19 protein-coding genes are annotated in these 20829 nt (G+C 40.4%); 5 read left to right on the forward strand and 14 right to left on the reverse strand.

What is annotated here, in order from left to right:
- Positions 1-2 precede the first annotated feature (2 nt).
- The 4 genes from QQJ93_RS02260 to QQJ93_RS02275 form a co-directional block, all read right to left on the reverse strand.
- A complete protein-coding gene (locus tag QQJ93_RS02260) occupies positions 3-1049 on the reverse strand; it encodes a formylglycine-generating enzyme family protein (RefSeq protein WP_089123889.1) in 1047 nt (348 codons plus the stop codon).
- Positions 1050-1338: 289 nt separating this feature from the next.
- Complete coding sequence (locus tag QQJ93_RS02265) at positions 1339-1821, reverse strand: DUF1097 domain-containing protein (RefSeq protein WP_089123890.1); 483 nt, start codon at positions 1819-1821, stop codon at positions 1339-1341.
- 170 nt (positions 1822-1991) lie between these two features.
- Positions 1992-2861: a DMT family transporter gene (locus tag QQJ93_RS02270; RefSeq protein WP_089123891.1), complete on the reverse strand. Its 870-nt coding sequence runs from the start codon at positions 2859-2861 to the stop codon at positions 1992-1994.
- A gap of 125 nt (positions 2862-2986) precedes the next feature.
- Positions 2987-4618 (reverse strand): diacylglycerol kinase family protein, encoded by a 1632-nt coding sequence (locus QQJ93_RS02275; protein ID WP_089123892.1) that lies wholly within the window; start codon positions 4616-4618, stop codon positions 2987-2989.
- Between the two features lie 697 nt (positions 4619-5315).
- Here QQJ93_RS02275 and QQJ93_RS02280 point away from each other — a divergent pair.
- From QQJ93_RS02280 to QQJ93_RS02295, 4 genes are all read left to right on the forward strand, one after another.
- Positions 5316-6407: a polyamine ABC transporter substrate-binding protein gene (locus QQJ93_RS02280; protein WP_089124524.1), complete on the forward strand. Its 1092-nt coding sequence runs from the start codon at positions 5316-5318 to the stop codon at positions 6405-6407.
- 88 nt (positions 6408-6495) lie between these two features.
- The gene (gene potA / locus QQJ93_RS02285; RefSeq protein WP_089123893.1) at positions 6496-7647 is read left to right on the forward strand and encodes a polyamine ABC transporter ATP-binding protein; all 1152 of its coding nucleotides are present in this window, start codon (positions 6496-6498) and stop codon (positions 7645-7647) included.
- The gene (locus tag QQJ93_RS02290; protein ID WP_089123894.1) at positions 7644-8534 is read left to right on the forward strand and encodes an ABC transporter permease subunit; all 891 of its coding nucleotides are present in this window, start codon (positions 7644-7646) and stop codon (positions 8532-8534) included. Before potA ends, QQJ93_RS02290 begins: the two co-directional genes overlap by 4 nt.
- 28 nt (positions 8535-8562) lie before the next feature.
- Positions 8563-9405 (forward strand): ABC transporter permease subunit, encoded by an 843-nt coding sequence (locus QQJ93_RS02295; protein ID WP_089123895.1) that lies wholly within the window; start codon positions 8563-8565, stop codon positions 9403-9405.
- Positions 9406-9484: 79 nt separating this feature from the next.
- Here the strand turns inward: QQJ93_RS02295 and rnk are convergent, their stop codons facing one another.
- The gene (gene rnk / locus QQJ93_RS02300) at positions 9485-9898 is read right to left on the reverse strand and encodes a nucleoside diphosphate kinase regulator (RefSeq protein ID WP_089123896.1); all 414 of its coding nucleotides are present in this window, start codon (positions 9896-9898) and stop codon (positions 9485-9487) included.
- A 490-nt stretch (positions 9899-10388) separates the two neighbouring features.
- Between rnk and hpf the strand changes: the two genes are divergently transcribed.
- Positions 10389-10748, forward strand: coding sequence for a ribosome hibernation-promoting factor, HPF/YfiA family (gene hpf, locus QQJ93_RS02305; RefSeq protein ID WP_089123897.1), 360 nt, complete (start codon positions 10389-10391; stop codon positions 10746-10748).
- Positions 10749-10807: 59 nt separating this feature from the next.
- On the opposite strand, the gene QQJ93_RS02310 is transcribed toward hpf, so the two are convergent.
- The 9 genes from QQJ93_RS02310 to putA form a co-directional block, all read right to left on the reverse strand.
- On the reverse strand, positions 10808-11434 hold the full coding sequence (locus tag QQJ93_RS02310) for a LysE family translocator (RefSeq protein ID WP_089123898.1): 627 nt from the start codon (positions 11432-11434) through the stop codon (positions 10808-10810).
- Between the two features lie 62 nt (positions 11435-11496).
- Positions 11497-12414: a DMT family transporter gene (locus QQJ93_RS02315; RefSeq protein ID WP_089123899.1), complete on the reverse strand. Its 918-nt coding sequence runs from the start codon at positions 12412-12414 to the stop codon at positions 11497-11499.
- A gap of 105 nt (positions 12415-12519) precedes the next feature.
- Positions 12520-13227 carry an AraC family transcriptional regulator gene (locus tag QQJ93_RS02320; RefSeq protein ID WP_089123900.1) on the reverse strand — a complete coding sequence of 236 codons (708 nt, stop codon included), beginning with the start codon at positions 13225-13227 and terminating at the stop codon, positions 12520-12522.
- 15 nt (positions 13228-13242) lie between these two features.
- Positions 13243-13590, reverse strand: coding sequence for a YajD family HNH nuclease (locus QQJ93_RS02325; RefSeq protein WP_027695504.1), 348 nt, complete (start codon positions 13588-13590; stop codon positions 13243-13245).
- A gap of 106 nt (positions 13591-13696) precedes the next feature.
- Positions 13697-14356: a Qnr family pentapeptide repeat protein gene (locus QQJ93_RS02330; protein WP_089124525.1), complete on the reverse strand. Its 660-nt coding sequence runs from the start codon at positions 14354-14356 to the stop codon at positions 13697-13699.
- A 92-nt stretch (positions 14357-14448) separates the two neighbouring features.
- Entirely contained in the window at positions 14449-14658 is a 210-nt protein-coding gene (cspE, locus tag QQJ93_RS02335) for a transcription antiterminator/RNA stability regulator CspE (RefSeq protein WP_017025474.1), read from the reverse strand.
- Between the two features lie 648 nt (positions 14659-15306).
- Positions 15307-16800, reverse strand: coding sequence for a sodium/proline symporter PutP (gene putP, locus QQJ93_RS02340; protein ID WP_179949230.1), 1494 nt, complete (start codon positions 16798-16800; stop codon positions 15307-15309).
- 129 nt (positions 16801-16929) lie between these two features.
- Positions 16930-17658 carry a 1-pyrroline-5-carboxylate dehydrogenase gene (locus QQJ93_RS02345; protein WP_089123901.1) on the reverse strand — a complete coding sequence of 243 codons (729 nt, stop codon included), beginning with the start codon at positions 17656-17658 and terminating at the stop codon, positions 16930-16932.
- A gap of 9 nt (positions 17659-17667) precedes the next feature.
- Positions 17668-20817 (reverse strand): bifunctional proline dehydrogenase/L-glutamate gamma-semialdehyde dehydrogenase PutA, encoded by a 3150-nt coding sequence (putA, locus tag QQJ93_RS02350; RefSeq protein WP_089123902.1) that lies wholly within the window; start codon positions 20815-20817, stop codon positions 17668-17670.
- Positions 20818-20829: the final 12 nt, after the last annotated feature.

Genomic DNA, 20829 nt, shown 5'->3' on the forward strand with positions numbered 1-20829 from the left:
TATTACGTAGCGGAATGTTTTTGTTGTAACGCGCAACGAAAGCTAGCACCAAGGTAATAAAAATCATAACCATATGAATGTAAACGAGAAAATGTCATTGTGGTTCCATCACCATCCCGCTGTACCTTTTCCGTGCCTGTTTCTGGCCCTTGCGGATTATGCTCTGGCGAGTATAAATAATAATCTTTAGCATACCAATCATTAACCCACTCACTAACCTGATTGCTCATACCGTACACCCCTAATGGATTCGGCGGGAAAGTGTCAACATTTGTTATATTTGTCGAAGCATTTACCTCATCCTCGGTGTAATCCACCATATAACCCGTTTTAGGATCGTAGTAGTTCCCCTCACTCAACTGACGATAACCATTATTGGTGGCAAAATAATAATGTTGGCCACGACTACGCGCCGCGTATTCCCATTGCGCTTCGGTCGGCAAATCAAACGGTAAAGCGGTGACTTGACCTAACCATAAACAATAATCTTTGGCTTCTTGCCAGCTCTTGGTAGAAGCTGCTGATTGTTTATTTTTTTCGAGATACGTTTCAAATTCGTCACTTCCTCTAACGAATGAAGTACCATCAAGCTGCTGCTCTGCAACTGGAAAATTATTTACTCTACGCATCACTTCCATATCTGGAAATGTCGCTTCAAATTTCGCAATCGAATAAGAATCCAGAGTAACTTCATGTAAATGCATACCACCAGATAACGTACTGGTTAGCGAGGCATAACACTCATTGTTAGGCGACCAATCTATACGCTCTCTTCTTCTGCTTGGAATTTCACACGGGGCTTTAAAATCGCCCATTTCAAAGCTTCCCCCTTCCACAAACACTAAATTTTCAATCGCTTTTACCGCCACATCGGCGATTTGCTGCCTGTCATCATTGCTAGCATTAGGGTATTGAGTGTTAATGTTATCTTTAATGGTTTGTGCTTGCTGAGCCGAAATTTTATCGCTACTAATTTGAATGCTGGAGTTGGCATCACATGCCGACAACAACGGCAATAATACACCGACACCCAACCAAAACGGTTTCATGCTAAATCCTTTTATTTTTATGATTTTTCACTATACAAAAGTGCTTGGATTATAAAAGAAAAACCAATAATTGGCGATAAAAACAGCAGTGAATCTTCATTAAAAACTATTAATTTCCTAACTTAAACACAATAACTTTAACTGATGTAAATTCACTAAAATGTTGGCACGTATAAACACCTTTTTAGATGGAAAATAACAAAACAATTTAACCACTAAACACCATGACCGACGGAAACCATTAAGTGCAGAAAATACCGTAGAAATGATGCAACAAAAATCGCCCCTTTCATTTTTCTTCTATCACTTTTGGTTTCAAGCTTACTCCGCTTCTCTCCTGTAACCATAAACCACTTAGTTTCATGCTGTAACCGAATATTCCACCAATTAAAAGTGAAGGAATAACCAACTGCCAATTTCCATCAGCGGCAAAGGTGGCACATGCGCCAATGAAGGTTCCGGGGATAAAACTCAACCAGAGTTTCTGCACTTGAATGCACATAAAAAAAGAAACCAATGCTGTCAAAATATAACCAATGACATCGCTACCTAACCATTGCGAACCATGAATAATGATTAGCGCCCAAATCACGCCAGATAGGTTCGTCAGTACGCTCACACCTAAACCTCTCAAGCCTTGAATCGGCGAAGCAAAGTAGCTGGTACAACCGAGAAAGCCAGCCCAAGACAACAGACCCAAAGAAATGGACACCCAACCCCAAATGCCTGAAAGCAATCCAGTGGTCAGTGAAATAGCAAATAATGTCGACATAAGAAGATATTCAGTTAAAAAATGAAGAAGGGAGAGTAAAGAAGGAATAGGTCAAAAGAAGCGATTTTGATCACAGATAATATGAATGACAAATTTCGATTACATATAAATGATAACGCAAGCGATTAACTACCATCACTTGCGTTATAGAGTACTTAGGATAAGTTGATTTACTTACGTCTCTCCCACTGAGTAATAAACACGATCGAAGCCATCATAATTGCAGCGCCTATCCATAAATTGCCTGTCGGGATCCACCCAAACACAAGCCAACCTAAAAAGACATTAAACGGCAATTTTGCTAAATCAAATGGTTGCACAAAAGAGGCATCTGCCACGGCATAAGCTTTAACAATCGCCCATTGCGCTAACGCTGTCATTACGCCAGCACCAATCAATAGCCCCCAAACAATCCAACCGGTTGGAGTAGACCATTCAGGTAATGCCAATAAGATATTAAAAGGCGTGAGTAAAATCAGCAGGTAAACTACCATGGTAGACGGTGAATCGTTAACCGACATTTTCTTCACCATCAATGAATAACAGGCCCAGAAAAAAGCTGCTCCGACAGGCAATAATGTTGCCCAGCTAAATGCGTCTGACCAAGGCTCTAATATGATCATGGCCCCGCCAAAACCGGCTAAAGTCGCCATCCAGCGCGCCCAACCCACATTTTCTTTTAGTAATATCCCAGAACCGACGGTCGCAAACAGTGGTGAAGTCATTAACAATGCAATACCTTGCCAAATAGGAACTGGATACGCCAACGCCCAAAACCAAAGTTGAATCCCGATAACAGACAAAAAGACTCGAAAGGCATGCCAGCCAAAATGTTTGGTATAAAGAGAGCGGCGAATGCCTAATGTTTTTAAGTAAGGCATGATGGCCACCAGTGCGATAGCGTATTGAAGCAGAGCAACCGTGGTCGAAGGAATAGAAAAAGTAATACTGATGTATTGGGCAGCACTGTTAACCACAGCAAAAGACAAGCCAGCAACTAGCATCCACGAGGCACCAAGCACTGGTGAGTGGTTAGACATATTAAAAAGTTCTCATACAAAGAAATAAGTTGGGTGAGATAATAAATCACACAGATGGGAATAACTAGGCCAAACCACATTACTCCCTACACCATGGCTCTAATTAAGAGACCATTTAATTGATATTATTGCTCATTAAACCAACGTGGTACCATCACATTCAATGAACGAGGTTGAATACGAATGCTCAATTTTTCAGCTTCATACAGTTCACCATCAATCACATATTTAAAAGTTACTTCACTGGATATAGTGACTTCTTTAGCTTGCTTATGCACAAACCCTATCGGTTCTGCCGTAGGTAGTAAACCTGAGATAGCCAATTCAGATAGTGATAATAAGCGTCCGGCAACACTTTGATGGCTGGGCATGTAGGTAACATCCAAAATACCATCTTGTAAATCCGGCTCTCCCCCACCTTGTGCAAGTAGCGTAGTAAAAGGAGCAGCATTAGCGACAACTAAACTACTCACATCTAATTCTTGTGGCGCTTGTTTATCTAAAGCAATACGGATTGTTAACGTTTCATTATTGGCAATCGCACTCCACAAACCTTTTAAGTAAGCCAATTGACCATCATTATTTTTCTCTTCACGCTCAGCGTATTCAATCATTTGCTGTTCAAAACCAATGCCGGAAACCAACAACATTAAATCGCTGTTACATAAAGCGGTATCCACTTGAGTCACTTCGCCATTTAGAATCGCGCCACATGCCGTTTCAACTGGAATAATTTTATTCTCAATACCATAGAGCACATGACACAAGGCATTGGCGGTACCCAATGGTAGAATACCAAGGACAATATCTCTATGGACTAATTGACTTGCTACTTCTGTTACCGTGCCATCACCACCACCTGCGACGATCAAAGAAGCTCCAGAGTTAATCGCTTCTTTAGTCAGTTCGGTTGCTGAGATCTCAGGCGTGGTCTCTCGTACTTCCACTTGATATTTAGCTTTAAATTTCTCCAGAATTTCATTTTGATAAGTGCCCCACTTTCCTCCACCAGAAACCGGGTTCACAATCAGCCACACGGTCTGCTCAGAAACTAATGCTTGTTGCTTATCAAGTTGCCTTAACATTTTCATTTGTTCCTTATTGAGATTAGCTGTGCTACGAATCGATTGAATTTTTTTCATTACCTCTTCAATAGTCATTCTTGGGTAACGACGCAATAAATAGGCAGCTAATACAAACACCGAACGCCCACGACCTAATGCACAATGCACCACTATTTTCTTGGAGTCAGCGAGTTGAACATCCATCCAATCTAATGCTTTTAATAACTTCCGTTTTGATGGCACTTTATGATCAAGCACTGGCAAATTGAAATATTCAAAATCACGACTCGCTTTGCGGCTTTGTAGTCCATGAAATTCAGCGGTGATATCTAAAATGCTAGTAATACCTTGTGCTTTTAACTCTTTTAAATCTTTGGTAAATAGTCGACGAGCTAAGTACAACTGAGGATCAATGCGTTGAATAGGGGCCACCGAATCATGAGTTCGCGCCCAATAATTATAATAATGTGCACCAATCAAAAAAGGCGCAAGCACTAGCTGAATACCATTAGGGATCACCCCGTTTGGCTTTTTACGAAATAAATGAGGGAAGTTGCATAGATAAGCGATACTGACAACCGACAAAGATAAAGCAATCCAAGCAAGAGGAATCGACAGCCAAAAATTAGGACACAGCAAGGCCAATACATAAAATAGAATACTGCCCGCAATATAGTATTTGGTGACTAGCATTGTCTCTCCCTATATACCCAAGTGACTTCAAGATGCAGAATTCAGAGCCATCATCTAACCTTTAAACAAGGATGATTCGCGTAGGAATGTATATATCTCTGCCATTACAATAATGAAACAATAACATTACCTTACTAAAGATGCCTATCTTATCTCGACCGAATTCCATCATAGATAAATCAAGTTTATGCCGTTAAAAAACAATCACACTCGTAACCTTAATATTTCCTTCAGAAATGACTGCAAAAATTAAAAAACATCTTCATTTCTACAACAAACAAATCTTATCGAAACCATAAAATTATTCTGATTTACTATTTGAAAATTCGTTTTATTATCGCCCCTGTTCTTCGCAAGAAAGTACCAACCGCCACACTCAACTGTTAACATTTACAGTGTAAACAGTCTGTTTAGTGTCGCTATTCGTTAACGCAAGGTTAATGGGCGCAGGTTGCAAATCTACGAGTTTGGATGATTTTCCCCTTCATACATCCAACTCAGAAAACGTCATATTGAATAAATTAACTTATGTTCAACCTGACTCAAATCAGTGATCTCCCAAGGCTAAAATCAAAAGGAATGCTGGCTATAAGCTAGGTTGGTGAGCTAACCATTGGATCAACCGATCCATTATTTGGGACCTACTATGTTTATTAAAACTTCAGTGTCTTTCAAAAAGACTGTGTTCGCTGCATCAATGACAGTAACAACCTTGTTCTCGTCTGCGGCTTTATTTACTTCAAGCAAAACTTACGCTCAAGATGAGCAAGTGCTACACGTTTATAACTGGAGCAGCTACATCGCACCAAACACGATTAGCGATTTTGAAAAACAAACCGGCATTAAAGTGGTATACGACGTATTTGATAGCAACGAAGTACTGGAAGCCAAACTCCTTGCAGGCCGTTCAGGTTATGACGTGGTAGTGCCATCAAATAACTTTTTAGCCAAACAAATTCGCGCAGGTGTTTTCCAAAAGTTAGATCGCTCTCAGTTACCTAACTGGAAAAACCTCAACCCAGAATTATTGAATGCACTATCACCAAGTGATCCTGGTAATTTATACGCGATGCCTTATTTATGGGGCACCATCGGTTTTGCTTACAACGCCGATAAAGTACAGAAAGTACTCGGTGAAGATATGCCAACCGATTCCTGGGATTTAGTGTTTAACCCGCAGTACATGGAAAAACTGAAGACCTGTGGTGTGTCATTTTTGGATTCCCCGACAGAGATGTTACCAGCAGCATTGAATTATTTGGGGTTAGATACTGGCACACAAAAACCGGAAGACATCAAACAAGCTGAGGCATTGTTTTTGTCTATTCGTGAAAACATCAGTTACTTCCACTCGTCTAAATATATTTCTGATTTAGCGAATGGCGATATTTGTGTCGCTGTGGGTTATTCAAATGACTTATTCATTGCTCGTGATCGTGCCAACGAAGCGAATAATGGCAACAAAATTGAATACGTGATCCCGAAAGAAGGTGCAGGCAGTTACTTTGACATGATGGCAATTCCAGCCGATGCCAAAAATGTTCAAGCCGCTCATGTATTTTTGAACTATTTAATGACACCAGAAGTGATTGCCAACATTACCAATGAAGTCAGCGCAGCCAACGGTAACCAAGCTGCAACGCCATTTGTAAACCAAGACATTAGTAATAATGCTGGGATTTACCCTGATGAAGCAACACTGAAAAACATATACACGATCAGCGATCTACCCGCCAAAACTCAACGTGTCATGACACGTACTTGGACCAAGATCAAAACTGGTCGATAGCGCCGAAACACATACTTGAGTTTAAGTGTGATTAAGGCGTCCAAACTAGGACGCCTTTTTATTTTTAAAAAATTTAAAGAGAATTGAAATGGCCATCACTTCCAGTGCCTACAAAAAAGCATTAGAGCGTCAATCAAAACCAAAAGAAATCTTGGTAAAAATTGACCGTGTAAGCAAACAATTTGACGACACACTCGCGGTCGATAACGTGTCGCTCACCATAAATAAAGGTGAAATCTTTGCTCTACTAGGTGGTTCAGGTTCAGGTAAATCAACCTTGCTTCGTATGCTAGCGGGTTTTGAAAAGCCAACTGAAGGTCGTATTATTTTAGACGGTATCGATATTACTGACATGGCACCTTATGATCGGCCAATTAATATGATGTTCCAGTCATATGCGCTATTTCCACATATGAGTGTTGAGCAAAATATTGCTTTTGGTTTAAAACAAGACTCACTACCAAAAGAAGAAATCAAAGCACGTGTGGCTGAGATGTTGAAACTGGTTCATATGACGCAATACGCAAAACGCAAACCACATCAGTTATCAGGTGGCCAACGTCAACGTGTGGCATTGGCTCGTTCATTAGCCAAGCGTCCAAAGCTACTGTTATTAGATGAACCAATGGGAGCTCTGGATAAAAAACTACGCTCTCAAATGCAGTTAGAACTGGTTGAGATCATCGAGCGTGTCGGCGTGACTTGCGTAATGGTAACCCACGATCAAGAAGAAGCAATGACAATGGCGCAACGCGTTGCCATCATGCATTTAGGTTGTATTGAGCAAATTGGTAGCCCAATGGACATTTACGAAACGCCAGTCAACCGCTTAGTGTGTGAATTTATCGGCAATGTAAACCTATTTGATGGCATGTTAGTTGAAGATGAACAAGACCATGCCACCATTGCATGTGTCGATTTACCACAACCAATTTATGTCGGTCATGGTATTAGTACTCAAGCTGAAAACAAAAAAGTGACTTATGCATTGCGCCCTGAAAAATTATTAATCAGTACCACTTTACCTGAGGATTTGATCCACCCTGATTTTAACTGGACTACCGGGAAAGTGTACGACATTGCTTATTTAGGTGGCTCTTCGATGTACCACATCCAATTGCCTTCAGGAAAAATTGTTCAAGCGTTTATTGCTAACGCAGTGCGTCACGTCAAACGCCCAACTTGGGAAGATGAAGTGTACTTGTATTGGGAAGATGACAGTGGTGTGGTTCTGCAATGAATAAATGCATCCAACAACTAGGACGTAAAATGGTCATTGGAATTCCATTCTTTTGGCTGTTTATTTTCTTTTTATTGCCGTTTGTGATCGTACTTAAGATTAGCTTTTCACAAGCCGATGTAGCCATACCGCCCTATACGGAACTACTTAGTTGGGCTGATGAACAGCTGATTATTTTGCTCAATATGGGTAACTACTTGCTGATCAGTGCTGATGAATTGTATTTAGCCGCTTATCTCAGCTCACTGAAAATGGCGCTGATCAGTACCTTGGCTTGCTTAATAATTGGCTACCCAATGGCATATGCGATTTCTAAAGCAAAAAAGGAAACGCAAACCATTTTGTTGTTACTGATCATGATGCCAACTTGGACGGCTATTTTGATCCGAGTGTATGCGTGGATGGGTATTTTAAGTAACAACGGGTTATTAAATGGCTTCTTAATGCACCTAGGCATAATTAGTGAGCCGTTGCATATCTTGAATACCGATCTCGCAGTCTACATCGGTATTGTGTATTCATACTTGCCATTTATGGTGTTACCACTGTACGCCAACCTAGCAAAACATGACCACAGTTTATTAGAAGCAGCATCAGATTTAGGTTGCCGTAATGTATCCACCTTCTGGCAGATCACTGTACCTCTCTCTAAAGGTGGGATTATTGCAGGCTGTATGTTGGTGTTTATTCCCGTTGTCGGTGAGTTTGTAATACCAGAACTATTAGGGGGTCCAGATACTTTGATGATAGGTAAAGTCTTGTGGCAAGAGTTCTTCAATAACCGAGATTGGCCTGTGGCGGCCGCGTTAGCCGTGATTATGTTGGTGGTTCTTATGATCCCAATTATGTTCTTTAATCGCACTCAAGCCAAAGAACTCCAAGGTTAAGTTAAGTACGAATTGTTTAGGAATAACGATGAAACGTTTTGGTTTTGCAAATCTAATGTTGCTAATAGGCTTAATCTTCATTTACTTGCCGCTAGTTATCATGGTGATTTATTCATTTAACGCCTCCAAACTAGTGACAGTCTGGGGTGGATGGTCAACTCAATGGTATGGCTCGCTGTGGGAAAATACGCAGCTAATGGGCTCTGTATTTCGCTCATTAAAAATCGCTTTTTACACCGCTATTTCTGCGGTTGCATTAGGCACTGTGGCTGCTTTTGTACTAACGCGAATTCCTCGCTTTCACGGTAAATCATTACTGGGTGGTATGGTTACCGCGCCATTAGTGATGCCTGAAGTGATCACTGGCCTTTCATTGCTACTGCTATTTGTAGCAATGAATAATCTAATCGGTTGGCCAGTAGAACGCGGCATGATGACGATTTGGATAGCCCATACTACATTCACCAGTTCGTATGTGGCCATCTTAGTCTCATCTCGCTTGCGTGAGCTTGATATATCAATGGAAGAAGCGGCGATGGATTTAGGTGCAAAGCCTTGGAAGGTATTTATGCAGATTACCATTCCAATGATCGCACCATCATTAGTCGCTGGTGGCATGATGGCGTTTGCTTTATCACTCGACGATTTAGTATTAGCAAGCTTTGTATCAGGACCGGGGTCAACGACACTACCGATGGAAATTTTCTCCTCGGTACGTTTAGGGGTGAAACCTGAGATTAACGCAATTGCCAGTTTGATCTTACTGTGTGTATCCCTGTTTACCTTTAGCATGTGGTTTATCATGGCAAAAGCAGAAAAACGCCGTAAAAAAGAGATCTATCAAAGCAAAAAGACCCTTTCTGTAGCGTAACGACCACAAAAAAGCTGTATTGACTCTCATCAATACAGCTTTTCTTTTTACAATAGGCAAGCTCGTTCAAGCTTGTAAATTAAAGTTGATATTCACCCATACGCTCTGGCTGATAGGTGATTTTCATAATTTTTACTATTAGGCTACCACCACCTGGTTTTGGCCACTCAATTTCCTCTCCAACCGAAAGGCCGAGTAATGCACTGCCAACAGGCGCAAGGACTGAAATCGTCTTGCCATCACCATCTACGTCTTTCGGATACACTAAAGTAAGTTCAAAATCTTTATTCGTCGACTCGACACGAAACTGAACGGTTGAGTTCATCGTAACAATAGTTGGTGGAATCTCATTTGGCGCAACCACAACCGCACGGTTAAGCTCTTTTTCTAACTCAGTAACGCCTGGAACACTATTTCTCGGTATTGATTCAAGCAAATCGTATAACCGATCTAAATCTAATGAAGAAATCATTATCTCAGGTCTAAGCTTCATATTTTTCTCACTGACTTCTTGTTTTTAAATATATCCCAAATTGGTCATTCATAGTGAATGACCAAATACAATCCCCCCATCTTAATCCAATTCCTCCAACATGGATTCATTAGATATCTTATTCTCATAAAACATTTGTAAGACTTTGAAACAAAAGAATTTACTAAACACATCAAAGTAAAAAAGCATTAACAATAAAAACCATTAAGTTGCAAATTAACACAACAATTCAACGTCATTTATGTGAAGGGAAGGACATTTGTTTCCGAAAAGAAAATTGGGATGTTCTAACGAAAATTGATTTTGTTGCTAAACTTAAAAATAGGAACAAACCTCTTTGCTTATTGTCATAAAGTTTGTTAGCTTCAATAAAAGTGGAGAGCGAAAACGGCGCGTTTAATGACAATAAAGCTATTCGCCTTTTCACTTAGGGATAGACATCCGAATCGAACTTTTTAAGTTTAAAGTTCTTCAACAGAAGGTATTGTGTATGAAAATAAACATCCAAACGCATCATGTTTCTCTCAGTGAAGACTCACGTACTGAGATTGAAGGAAAATTCGATAAAATATCTTCACACTTCCCCGACTTAATCAGCTGCGACATTATTATCACGAAACAGCATAATGAACACCAAGTTGAAACCTTCACCAACTATGAAGGCGTTCGCATCTCAGCTAAAGCTGAAGACAAAGTGATGTATCCAGCAATTGCAGCTGCGGTTAAAAAATTAGAAACAGGGCTTAAAAACCGTAAAGGCCAATTGAAAGCAGAGCTACATGCGACTCCGACAAGTACTAAACCGGAAATTGCCTCTGATATTATTCAAGAAATGAAGCTTGTTGATTAATAACTTCATTAACTAAGAACGCAAAAAGGAGCTCAATATGAGCTCCTTTTTCATTTTAGTTAACTTCGAGTAATCATCAACTTAATGCCTAGTGCAACCATCGCGCCACCAAGTACTCGATCTATCCAGTGACCACATTGCTTAAACTTCTTATTAATTGCCGGGCGAGATAATAACGTCACAATCAAAGAGAACCATGCAAACTGTAAAAGCATAATCCATACACCATAAATCGCAATTTGATAGATCGGCATATCCGCTGACAGTACTAAAGTGAATAAAGACACGAAATAAATCGGCGCTTTAGGGTTAAGTGCATTACACAAAAACCCCATTCCAATCATCTTTTTAGCAGACTGTACTTTCACTACTGGCAACTCAACTTCATCAGGTAATGCGGCTTTCGCTTTTAGTCCCTGCCAACCTAGATAGATCAAATAACCACCACCGAGTACTTTAATCACCCAAAGTAAACTTGCTGAATTAGCAATAATTGCCGCTAAACCAAAAGCAGAATAGAGAATATGAATCGATAGACCTAGTGCAATACCAACACTACACAACAGACCTGCTTTTTTACCATTTGATATAGTTTGTTGCGAAACCAGTATGAAATCCGGCCCGGGAGAAGCGGCGGCTAATAAATGAATAGAGGTAATTAAAACTAATCCGTGCCACAAATCCATCAGAAACTCCTTTTTATCAATATTTTGTATATAAAAACATCAACCCACTTTCTATTCAATTGTTATTTTGTGCATTTATTTGCATCAGCTTGAACTGGTTTTAGTTTTTGAAACCAATACACCGCGACCACCACTACGACAATACCAACCATAGTAATACCACTCAGCTGTTCACCAAAGATCAAATAGTCAAACATAATGGCCAAAAGAGGTATGCAATAAAACAACACACTCACTTGACTGGCACTGCCTCGCTTAAGCATATAAAGCAACAACATCACCGCGCCAACGGAGACCACAATACTCATCCAAAATAACGAAATAAACAGCTCATTGGTCCATTCAACTTGCCAGTCAGTACATAAAGCAACCACGCTAAATAACAATAAAGTGAATAAGTTTTGGTAGACCACCATACTTTCAATATTCATATTGATACCTTTTTGCTTGATGGTGCCAAAGGTTAACGATATTAAAGCCAGCAAAGCAAACAACAAACCTATCACATGTGAAGCATCGATCCCTTTTGCACCTAAAACCGCGATACATAAGCCGATAAAGCCAAGCGCTAACAAAGCATAACCTTGTTTCGACATACTTTCTTTCGCAAGAAATGGTGTGATAAGCGGCTGAAAGCCTAATATCATGGTAATCAACCCTGGTGATATCCCGGCGTCAATCGACAAAATATAAGTACTCAAGTAGGCAAACTGTAAAAAGAAACCGACTTTTAATACCGCGATAACCGAAGCTTTATCATGACGAAATAATTCAAACTTTAATTTAGGTTTCACCACTAGTAATACAATGGTGGAGAATAGGAAAGTAGCCATTGCTCGTAGGAATAGAAACGTCCAAGGTGACGCATCTATTAGCCCCATTTTCACCATTACCGCCCCACTACTCCACATCAGTAAGAACAGCAAAGGGGCTGCCGTTTCAAAGCGAACAGGTGAACGTAAATTTTCAATCCTTTGCATTTTTAACCTTTTGAATCCATAACTTTACCCAAGTGAGTTTTCAGTATAAGAATCATTGGTAGATAAAATGTGCTGATCAGACGGTCTTTATGACTAAAATGATGGTTATCGATACGATTTAGGTGGCTGGCCAAAAAACTGGCTAAAACGACGAGTAAATGCTGAGGGGTTGGAAAAGCCGACTTTTTCTCCGATCAATTGCACAGGAAGATCGGTATGCGTTAATAGCGCTTTGGCTTTTTCCATTCGAAGCTGTAATACAAACTGTTGACTAGTTTCGCCTAAATTAGACTTAAATACGGTTTTAAATTGTGTAGGGCTTAAAAAGGACAGCTTTGCCAGTCGTTCAACTGACCAGTTTTGACTAATATCTTGCTGTATTTCACTGACGACATTCGCAATACGAGGATCAATTCTAAGCTGCGGTCCTTGTTGCTCTAACAGTTGTAATAACATACAGCACATCTCACTCTCTAAGTGAGCATCTGTTTTGCTCATTAATTGCAACCCACAAAACTGCACATAAGCGAGAATCGCTGGAGATAATAAAAACTTTGGGGTTAGACTACGGCACAAACTCGAAGGTAATTGACTGAGATCGACCACTAAAAAACGCGCAGCTTCATCGGCAGAAAAAGCATGATTCAAACCAGCGTGAATAACGATAGCATCGCCAACACTGACTTTTCCATCAAACTCCCCAACTTGCATTTCAATCACGCCTTGCAATGGCAGTACAATTTGGTGATAGTCATGCTTATGTTGGCGTGATTGACTAATGTAAGAACGAATGGATAACCGATCGCTAATCATAACCGTTCATCTTAATTACTTTTTCAGTAAATCTTTCAAGTTAGCAAATGGATTATGAGTTGCAGCTTGGTGCTCATCTTCTTTTGGAGTTGAATCAGCCGAACCATATAAATCATGCTCCAAATATTTAGAGTGCTCGTGGTCATGGCAATACAAGCAAAGCAATTCCCAATTACTGCCATCTTCTGGGTTATTAGTATGATCATGGTCTTTGTGGTGCACTGTCAATTCGCGCAAATTAGAGTACACAAATTCGCGAGCACAGTTGCCACAAATCCAAGGATAAAGCTTTAAAGCCTTTTCTCGATAACCACTTTCTTTACGTGCATAACTGGCACTAGAGCCATAAAAATCAGACGACATATTGTTTCCTAACCATTGTTATTATTGAGTTAATTTACACTGTAAACTGTATATCTAAGTAACTTCAAGATGCGAATTTCATCTCCCTGAAGTTACTTGGGTATATTTAATCTGGAATGGTGATCACACCCAAATGTTCAAGCAACATTTCTTGTTGCCACTGACAAATCATCACACCTTTTAAGTTCACAGTACGAATGTCTAAGCCTTCAAGTTCAACATGTGCAAGGTTGCAGCTTTTCCAGTTTGCTTGACTCCATTGTTCGCTAGAAAACTCACCTCGACTCAGATCAGAGCCTTCAAACGAAACGCTTTGTAGATTAGCACCACGCCAACGGTTTTCAAACAAGTCGCATTTTTCTAAGCGTTGATTTTCTAAGTTTGAGTAAGACAAATCACACTGGGTAATATAGGCCGAACAGAAATAAGTATTGTGAGTAATATGATTGGCAAACAAAGTACGAACAAAGCTTGCACCTTTCAACATACAATGACGCATTTCAACCCCAAAAGCCGAAGCACCATCAAAATTAGACATGCTCAAGTTACAATGCTTAAAACTAGCATCGTTCAGTTTAGCGTAGGCAAAATTGCAACCAATGACATCTCCAGATTCAATAAAAACACAATCAATAAATTGTGCATCGGACAAATCAGAATGAGAAAAATTACACTGATAAAAATGGCATTTTTTAAACACTTCATAACTGAGATCTTGAGAGGAGAAATCATGTTGATGGTAAACTTGGTTCGCTGATTCAGTCATTGGCATTACTCAAAGATCTTAAACTTAGGAAAAATTGGCAACAAAAAAGCCGCAACAAGTGCGGCTTTTTTTAATTCGTTATAAGTACTTAATTATAGTACTTCAACGTTTGCAGCTTGAGGGCCTTTTTGACCTTGCTCAACTTCAAACGCTACTTTTTGGCCTTCAGCTAGAGTGCGGAAACCTTCACCTGTGATAGCACGGAAGTGAACAAATACGTCTGCGCCGCCATTCTCTTGAGTGATGAAACCGAAACCTTTCTCTTCGTTAAACCACTTAACTGTACCAGTTGTCTTAGACATGGGTAAATCCTATAAATATTTTTTACTAATCAATTACGCTTGTTGCGTGTTATAGCCGGGAATAGAGTTACTTAAGTGAGGATACTTAAAAGGAGGCACTTCATGACACTTAACTGGTATATCAGGTGTTGCGAAGACTTCTAAAGCAAATTTCAAATAAATAGGTCCGTTACAGGCCGTGTTTAAAGATACTCGGGTTTTTCATCGTTGTATAGGGTTATTTTTAAAAACTTGATCTAAGTAGTTTAATTTTTTTTCACTGTCATTAGATGCTGCCTTATGTGGTTATTTTCATGACTAAAATCACGATAGACATCTATACCCAAGTGACTTCAAGGTGCAGAATTCAGAGCTATCATCCAAACTTTTAGGCAAGGAAGATTGGCACAGGAATGTAGGCACCTTTCAAACCAATCTGACGCGGCATAAAGGTTTGAATGAAGCTCCCGAAGGGCAAGTTAAAACAAGCTCTATGCTACGTTAAATTGAACAGAGATAGAATCACTATGATCATATTCAATTTGCCTTGCCTAAAGCTTGTTTTATTCTTGCTGAAACTCTCATCTTGAAGTTACTTGGGTATAAAGGTAAAAGCCCCCATTGCTTAAACAATGAGGGCTAAATTACCGTCAAATTGTCAGAAATAGATTAATCTAATTCTTCTAATTGGCGCTGATATTTTTTGTACTGCTGAATAACTTCTTCACTTGGACCACCAGTTAATAAGCTCACCGCAACAATCGAAATGGTAGAGAAAATGACGCCTGGTACAATTTCATAAACATCGAACCAACCACCGGTTAATTGCTTCCAAATAACGATGGTCGCACCACCAATAATAATACCCGCTAGTGCGCCATTACGGTTCATCTTAGACCAGTACAAGCTCAGTACAATAGCTGGACCAAATGCCGCACCAAAACCAGCCCATGCATAAGACACTAAGCCCAATACCGAGCTTTCAGGATTCATCGCAAGCACCAAAGCAAATACAGAAACGCCGATAACCGCGATACGACCAACGACAACCACTTGTTCAGGCGTCGCATCTTTCTTAAATACTTGCTTGTAGAAATCCTCAGCAAGTGCTGAAGAAGACACCAATAACTGAGAATCAGCAGTACTCATGATTGCCGCTAAAATAGCCGCAAGTAAGATACCAGCCATCACTGGATGGAAAATAGCATTCACCAGAATCATGAAGATCTTTTCACCATCTTCAATTGCAAGTGTTGGGTGTCCATTAACATAAATTAAGCCAACCAGACCAACCATAATTGCACCTGCCATTGATAGCGCAGTCCATATCACCGCGATGCGACGAGCCGTTGTTAAATCTTTATTGCTACGAGTGGCTTTAAAACGCGCCAAAATATGTGGTTGACCAAAGTAACCTAGGCCCCATGCAACGAGAGAAATAATCGCAATTGCCGTTAATGGCTCCCCTTGCGCGGATGTCCACATGTTTAGCAATTCAGGATTAATATTATTCAGGTCGATATCAACTTGCGTAAAACCGCCACTCATTGCCGCAATGGGAACAATCAGTAGTGCTGCAGACATCAATAAGCCTTGCACTAAGTCGGTCCAAGCTACCGCAAGGAAACCGCCAAACAAGGTGTATGAGATGACACAAACCGTACCAATGATAACCGCAATTTTATAATCAAGGCCAAATACTGTTTCAAACAATTTACCGCCTGCCACTAAACCAGAACTGGTGTAGAACAAGAAAAACAATAAAATAAAGAAAGCGGAAATGGTTTGAATAAGTTTTGAATTATCTAGAAAGCGACGAGATAAGAAATCAGGAATAGTGATCGCATCCGTTGTAATACTGTAGGTACGAAGACGCTTGGCACTCACCAACCAGTTAAGCCAAGTCCCGACAAGTAGGCCACCACAAATCCAAGTCGCCTCTAATCCCGAAGCATAAGCATACCCAGGAACCCCCAACAATAACCAACCACTCATATCTGATGCACCGGCTGATAATGCAGCCGGCCAAGGACCAAGGGTTCTTCCTCCAAGGAAGTAATCGGTTGAACTTGAAGTACGTTTATATGCTACATAGCCAATGGCAAGCATTAAGACGAGGTATCCGAAAAATGTGCTAGTAATAGCAAAACTATTTTCAATCATAATTATACCTTTTATATGATTAGCCCCTCTATCCTGAGGGGCTTTTTGTTGTGTAGTAGACAGTTATGATACTAAATAATTGATAGTTATAATAATAAGAATCAGTTTTAACTCAAGTATCACATATATTTAATGTTGATTTCCTAACTCTAGCAGAGTCGCGTTTCCTCCGACGGCAGTTATGTTAATAGTGCGAGTTCGCTCAGTAATAAAACGTAGAACAAAGCTAGGATCATGAGCTTGTACTAAACTTAGTGAATCACATCTATCTTGAGTGTTTTCATCTGCAAGCGTTTCTGCAATAAAAGGAACAATTGCACCTTTCTTGTGGGCTAAATCTGCGTTTATTGACCTTTGCGTTTTAGTCCTCCCAACAAAAGCAGTAAGTCGAATATCCGCTTCAATCACCGATTGATAAGAATCATACGCCACGATATGTACTAAATGTGCCGGCAATACATTGCTTATTGCATTTTCAAGGCATTGATTCAGTGCTTTATCATCACAACAAATCAATACGGCATTGCCAGCAATTAAAGCAGCCGTGAATGGGGCAATGACTGCAACCCAAGGCATTCCTGGTTCTACAATTAATGCACAAATGCCTCTACCCGCCGTATATAGCTCATTGGTTTCACCGGTGGGTCCTGGCATTAATTTAGGCTCAGATAAACGTTCATTAGCTTGTTGTAAGTGAAAATTCATCACAGCACTTAATGCCGGTTGCGTTTCTTCCAAGTTGCGAGAAACTGAACGTAAACATTCACTTTTAAAAGTATATTCTGTCAAATTCCACTGTTCCCAAGCGGTATTTGCATCAAAGAACGTTACTTCAGAAAAACGAGTAATAGTTTGCATAGTACTCTCCTAAATAGATTCAGTTTCAGTGGACATCGCCACTTTAGAAAAACGGTATAAATAGTGCGGGCCGCCAGCTTTAGGGCCAGTGCCAGATAATCCTTGTCCACCAAATGGTTGAACTCCAACTACAGCTCCAACTTGGTCGCGATTGATATAGCAGTTTCCGACACGCGCTTGTTTCTCAATCCAACGATAAGTGGTTTCATTACGACTATGTACGCCCATAGTTAAACCAAATCCGGTTTGGTTAATATCTTTAACCACTTGTGGCAATTTATCGGCTTTAAAGCGGATGATATGTAACAGTGGCCCGAATTTTTCTTCCGTCAGCACACGAATATCATCAATTTCAAATGCGGTTGGTGAGACAAAATCTCCCGCTTGGCACTCTGCTGATAAGGTCAGCTCTGTCACCAGCTTTTGGGTTTTCTTCATTTCATTGATGTGTGCAATAAGTTTCTCTTTCGCCGCTGTATCAATTACAGGCCCAACATCGGTTTTATGTAAGTAAGGTAAACCAACCGATAGTTCTGCCATTGCACCTTTGATTAATTCAATAATTCGATCTGCGATATCTTCTTGTACGTAAAGCACACGTAACGCAGAACAACGTTGACCTGCCGAAGCAAAAGCGGAACGCAAAACGTCACGAACCACTTGCTCAGGTAAAGCGGTACTATCAACTATCATGGCATTTTGACCACCGGTTTCAGCAATAAATGGCACAGGCTCAGCATCACGTTGAGCAAGCGTGGCGTTAATTCGCTGTGCTGTTGGTGTTGAGCCTGTAAATGCCACACCAGCAATCGCAGGATGAGATGTTAATACAGGACCAATTTCAGAACCTTGCCCGGTTAACAATTGAATTGCACCAGATGGAATCCCCGCTTCAAGCATTAACTCAACGGCTCGTGTTGCAATTAAGCTAGTTTGCTCAGCTGGTTTTGCAATAACAGTATTACCACTCGCAAGTGCGGCAGTAATTTGCCCTAAGAAAATTGCTAGAGGGAAGTTCCATGGGCTAATACACACAAATACCCCACAACCTTCACGGTAAATCGTGCGCTCTACCCCATCAAACCCTAACTGTTTATTAGGCTCAAAAATGGCATCTTGTTTACTGTAAAAACGACAAAAATCGACAGCTTCACGTACTTCATCAATAGAATCATGGATGGTTTTACCCGCTTCCTTATGGCAAATGGCAACCAATTCTGGCAAGTGATCTTCTAAAAGATCCGCCAAACGGTCTAATTTTTCGCCACGTTCTTGATAACTAACCTTGTTCCATTCATGGAAGCATGATTGAGCAGCTTCAATTGCGACGGAAACATGATCAAGGCTCGCATGAACCACAGATCCAACAGGGATCTTTCTATCATAAGGCGCTGTAATTAATTGCACCTGCGCATCGGCACTTTCTGTATCCTTGATCATGCTTTCGAAATATTTTTGGCCAGCAATGATAGGACCACCTTGCCATGTTTGAGCAAGCCAATGTTCAACTTGTGCTTCAAATGGCTCTAGCTCACTTTGGATATCAATATTGACGCCATAAGAATTTTTTCTCTCATTAAATATCGCTGGTGGTAGTGGAATCGCCGTATTGTGATATTCCTGATGTGCGGTCAAAGTTTCAACCGGATGTTGATTGAGAGTTTCAATTGGGCAACGAGCATCAACCAAGCGATGAACAAACGAACTATTAGCCCCATTTTCAAGTAAACGACGGACTAGATAAGGTAATAAATCTTTGTGGCTACCTACTGGTGCATAGATTCTGACGGATTGCTTAAACGCTTTCATCGCATGTTCATACAAAGAATCCCCCATACCATGTAGGCGCTGGAATTCGTAATCTTTATGTTCCGCCATTGTCGCAATAGCCGTAACCGTATGAGCATTGTGGCTAGCAAATTGTGGAAAAATATTGCCACGTACATGTTCACTTAATAAGAAACGTGCACACGCAAGATAAGCAACATCTGTGGCTTCTTTACGAGTGTAAACTGGGTAGTTTGAATAGCCGGCTTGTTGAGACCACTTAATTTCACTATCCCAATACGCACCTTTTACCAAACGTAGTGGAATGAGGTCGCCTTGTTCTTTAGCAAGTGCATTTAACCAGACTAAAACAGGTAGTGCGCGTTTAGAATAAGCTTGAATCACCAAACCAAACTTGCCCCACCCTTTTGCAGATTCACTGCGATAAAGCTTTTCAAATAACTCGAGGGACATTTCAAGGCGGTCGGCTTCTTCCGCATCAATGGTTAAAGCCACGCCAAGTTGTCGAGCTTGTAAAATAAGTTGCTCCACGGTGGCATATAGCTCATTCATCACGCGTTCTTTATTGGCAACTTCGTAGCGAGGATGTAACGCCGATAATTTGATTGAAACCGAAGGGGCTGGGCTCACTGAATGATCAAATTTATCATTACCAACCGCTTTGATTGCCATTAAATAATCATTAAAGTATTTTTGAGCATCTTGAGTAGTTAACGCCGCTTCACCTAACATGTCATACGAATAGGTGTAGCCCTTTTCACGCATGTTTTTACCATTTTTTTGTGCTTCCGCAATATTACGGCCTAGCACAAATTGATGACCCATAATTTTCATCGCTTGATGCATCGCTTTACGAATAACAGGTTCAGACATTTTGTTGACTAGGCGATTCAAACCTTGGGTTGGACTTTGCGCTTCCGATTCTTTTAAACCGACGACTTTACCGGTCAGCATCAATCCCCACGTCGAGGCATTAACAAACACAGAGTCGGAATTTTTAAGGTGAGACTTCCAATCAGCAACACTTAATTTGTCACGAATCAATGCATCTGCTGTAGCCGCATCAGGAATCCGCATAAGCGCTTCAGCTAAACACATTAATAAAATACCTTCGTGGGTATCTAGACTGTATTCAAGCAATAAAGCATCGATCATTTGAACGGCTTTTTTATCCGCGCGAATAGATTTAATCAAATCGGTAGTTTGATTTTCAATCGCCAGCTTTTCTTCATCGCTTGGCTGCGCTAAAGGCAATAATTCTTTAAGCCAAATTGATTCATCAACCATATATAAAGGAGAAATCAAAGACCATAGTTGGTTTAAAGCTTGATCATTAAACTCCGCTTTCAATACATCTGCAGCAGTAAACATACATTTTCCTCA

The organism is Vibrio algivorus (assembly GCF_030161215.1).
GTDB lineage: Bacteria > Pseudomonadota > Gammaproteobacteria > Enterobacterales > Vibrionaceae > Vibrio > Vibrio algivorus.

Coding starts and splice junctions, on each gene's coding strand:
- QQJ93_RS02260 (WP_089123889.1), bottom strand. CDS start 1,049: ATGAAACCGTTTTGGTTGGGTGTCGGTGTATTATTGCCGTTGTTGTCG.
- QQJ93_RS02265 (WP_089123890.1), bottom strand. CDS start 1,821: ATGTCGACATTATTTGCTATTTCACTGACCACTGGATTGCTTTCAGGC.
- QQJ93_RS02270 (WP_089123891.1), bottom strand. CDS start 2,861: ATGTCTAACCACTCACCAGTGCTTGGTGCCTCGTGGATGCTAGTTGCT.
- QQJ93_RS02275 (WP_089123892.1), bottom strand. CDS start 4,618: ATGCTAGTCACCAAATACTATATTGCGGGCAGTATTCTATTTTATGTA.
- QQJ93_RS02280 (WP_089124524.1), top strand. CDS start 5,316: ATGACAGTAACAACCTTGTTCTCGTCTGCGGCTTTATTTACTTCAAGC.
- potA (WP_089123893.1), top strand. CDS start 6,496: ATGGCCATCACTTCCAGTGCCTACAAAAAAGCATTAGAGCGTCAATCA.
- QQJ93_RS02290 (WP_089123894.1), top strand. CDS start 7,644: ATGAATAAATGCATCCAACAACTAGGACGTAAAATGGTCATTGGAATT.
- QQJ93_RS02295 (WP_089123895.1), top strand. CDS start 8,563: ATGAAACGTTTTGGTTTTGCAAATCTAATGTTGCTAATAGGCTTAATC.
- rnk (WP_089123896.1), bottom strand. CDS start 9,898: ATGAAGCTTAGACCTGAGATAATGATTTCTTCATTAGATTTAGATCGG.
- hpf (WP_089123897.1), top strand. CDS start 10,389: ATGAAAATAAACATCCAAACGCATCATGTTTCTCTCAGTGAAGACTCA.
- QQJ93_RS02310 (WP_089123898.1), bottom strand. CDS start 11,434: ATGGATTTGTGGCACGGATTAGTTTTAATTACCTCTATTCATTTATTA.
- QQJ93_RS02315 (WP_089123899.1), bottom strand. CDS start 12,414: ATGCAAAGGATTGAAAATTTACGTTCACCTGTTCGCTTTGAAACGGCA.
- QQJ93_RS02320 (WP_089123900.1), bottom strand. CDS start 13,227: ATGATTAGCGATCGGTTATCCATTCGTTCTTACATTAGTCAATCACGC.
- QQJ93_RS02325 (WP_027695504.1), bottom strand. CDS start 13,590: ATGTCGTCTGATTTTTATGGCTCTAGTGCCAGTTATGCACGTAAAGAA.
- QQJ93_RS02330 (WP_089124525.1), bottom strand. CDS start 14,356: ATGACTGAATCAGCGAACCAAGTTTACCATCAACATGATTTCTCCTCT.
- cspE (WP_017025474.1), bottom strand. CDS start 14,658: ATGTCTAAGACAACTGGTACAGTTAAGTGGTTTAACGAAGAGAAAGGT.
- putP (WP_179949230.1), bottom strand. CDS start 16,800: ATGATTGAAAATAGTTTTGCTATTACTAGCACATTTTTCGGATACCTC.
- QQJ93_RS02345 (WP_089123901.1), bottom strand. CDS start 17,658: ATGCAAACTATTACTCGTTTTTCTGAAGTAACGTTCTTTGATGCAAAT.
- putA (WP_089123902.1), bottom strand. CDS start 20,817: ATGTTTACTGCTGCAGATGTATTGAAAGCGGAGTTTAATGATCAAGCT.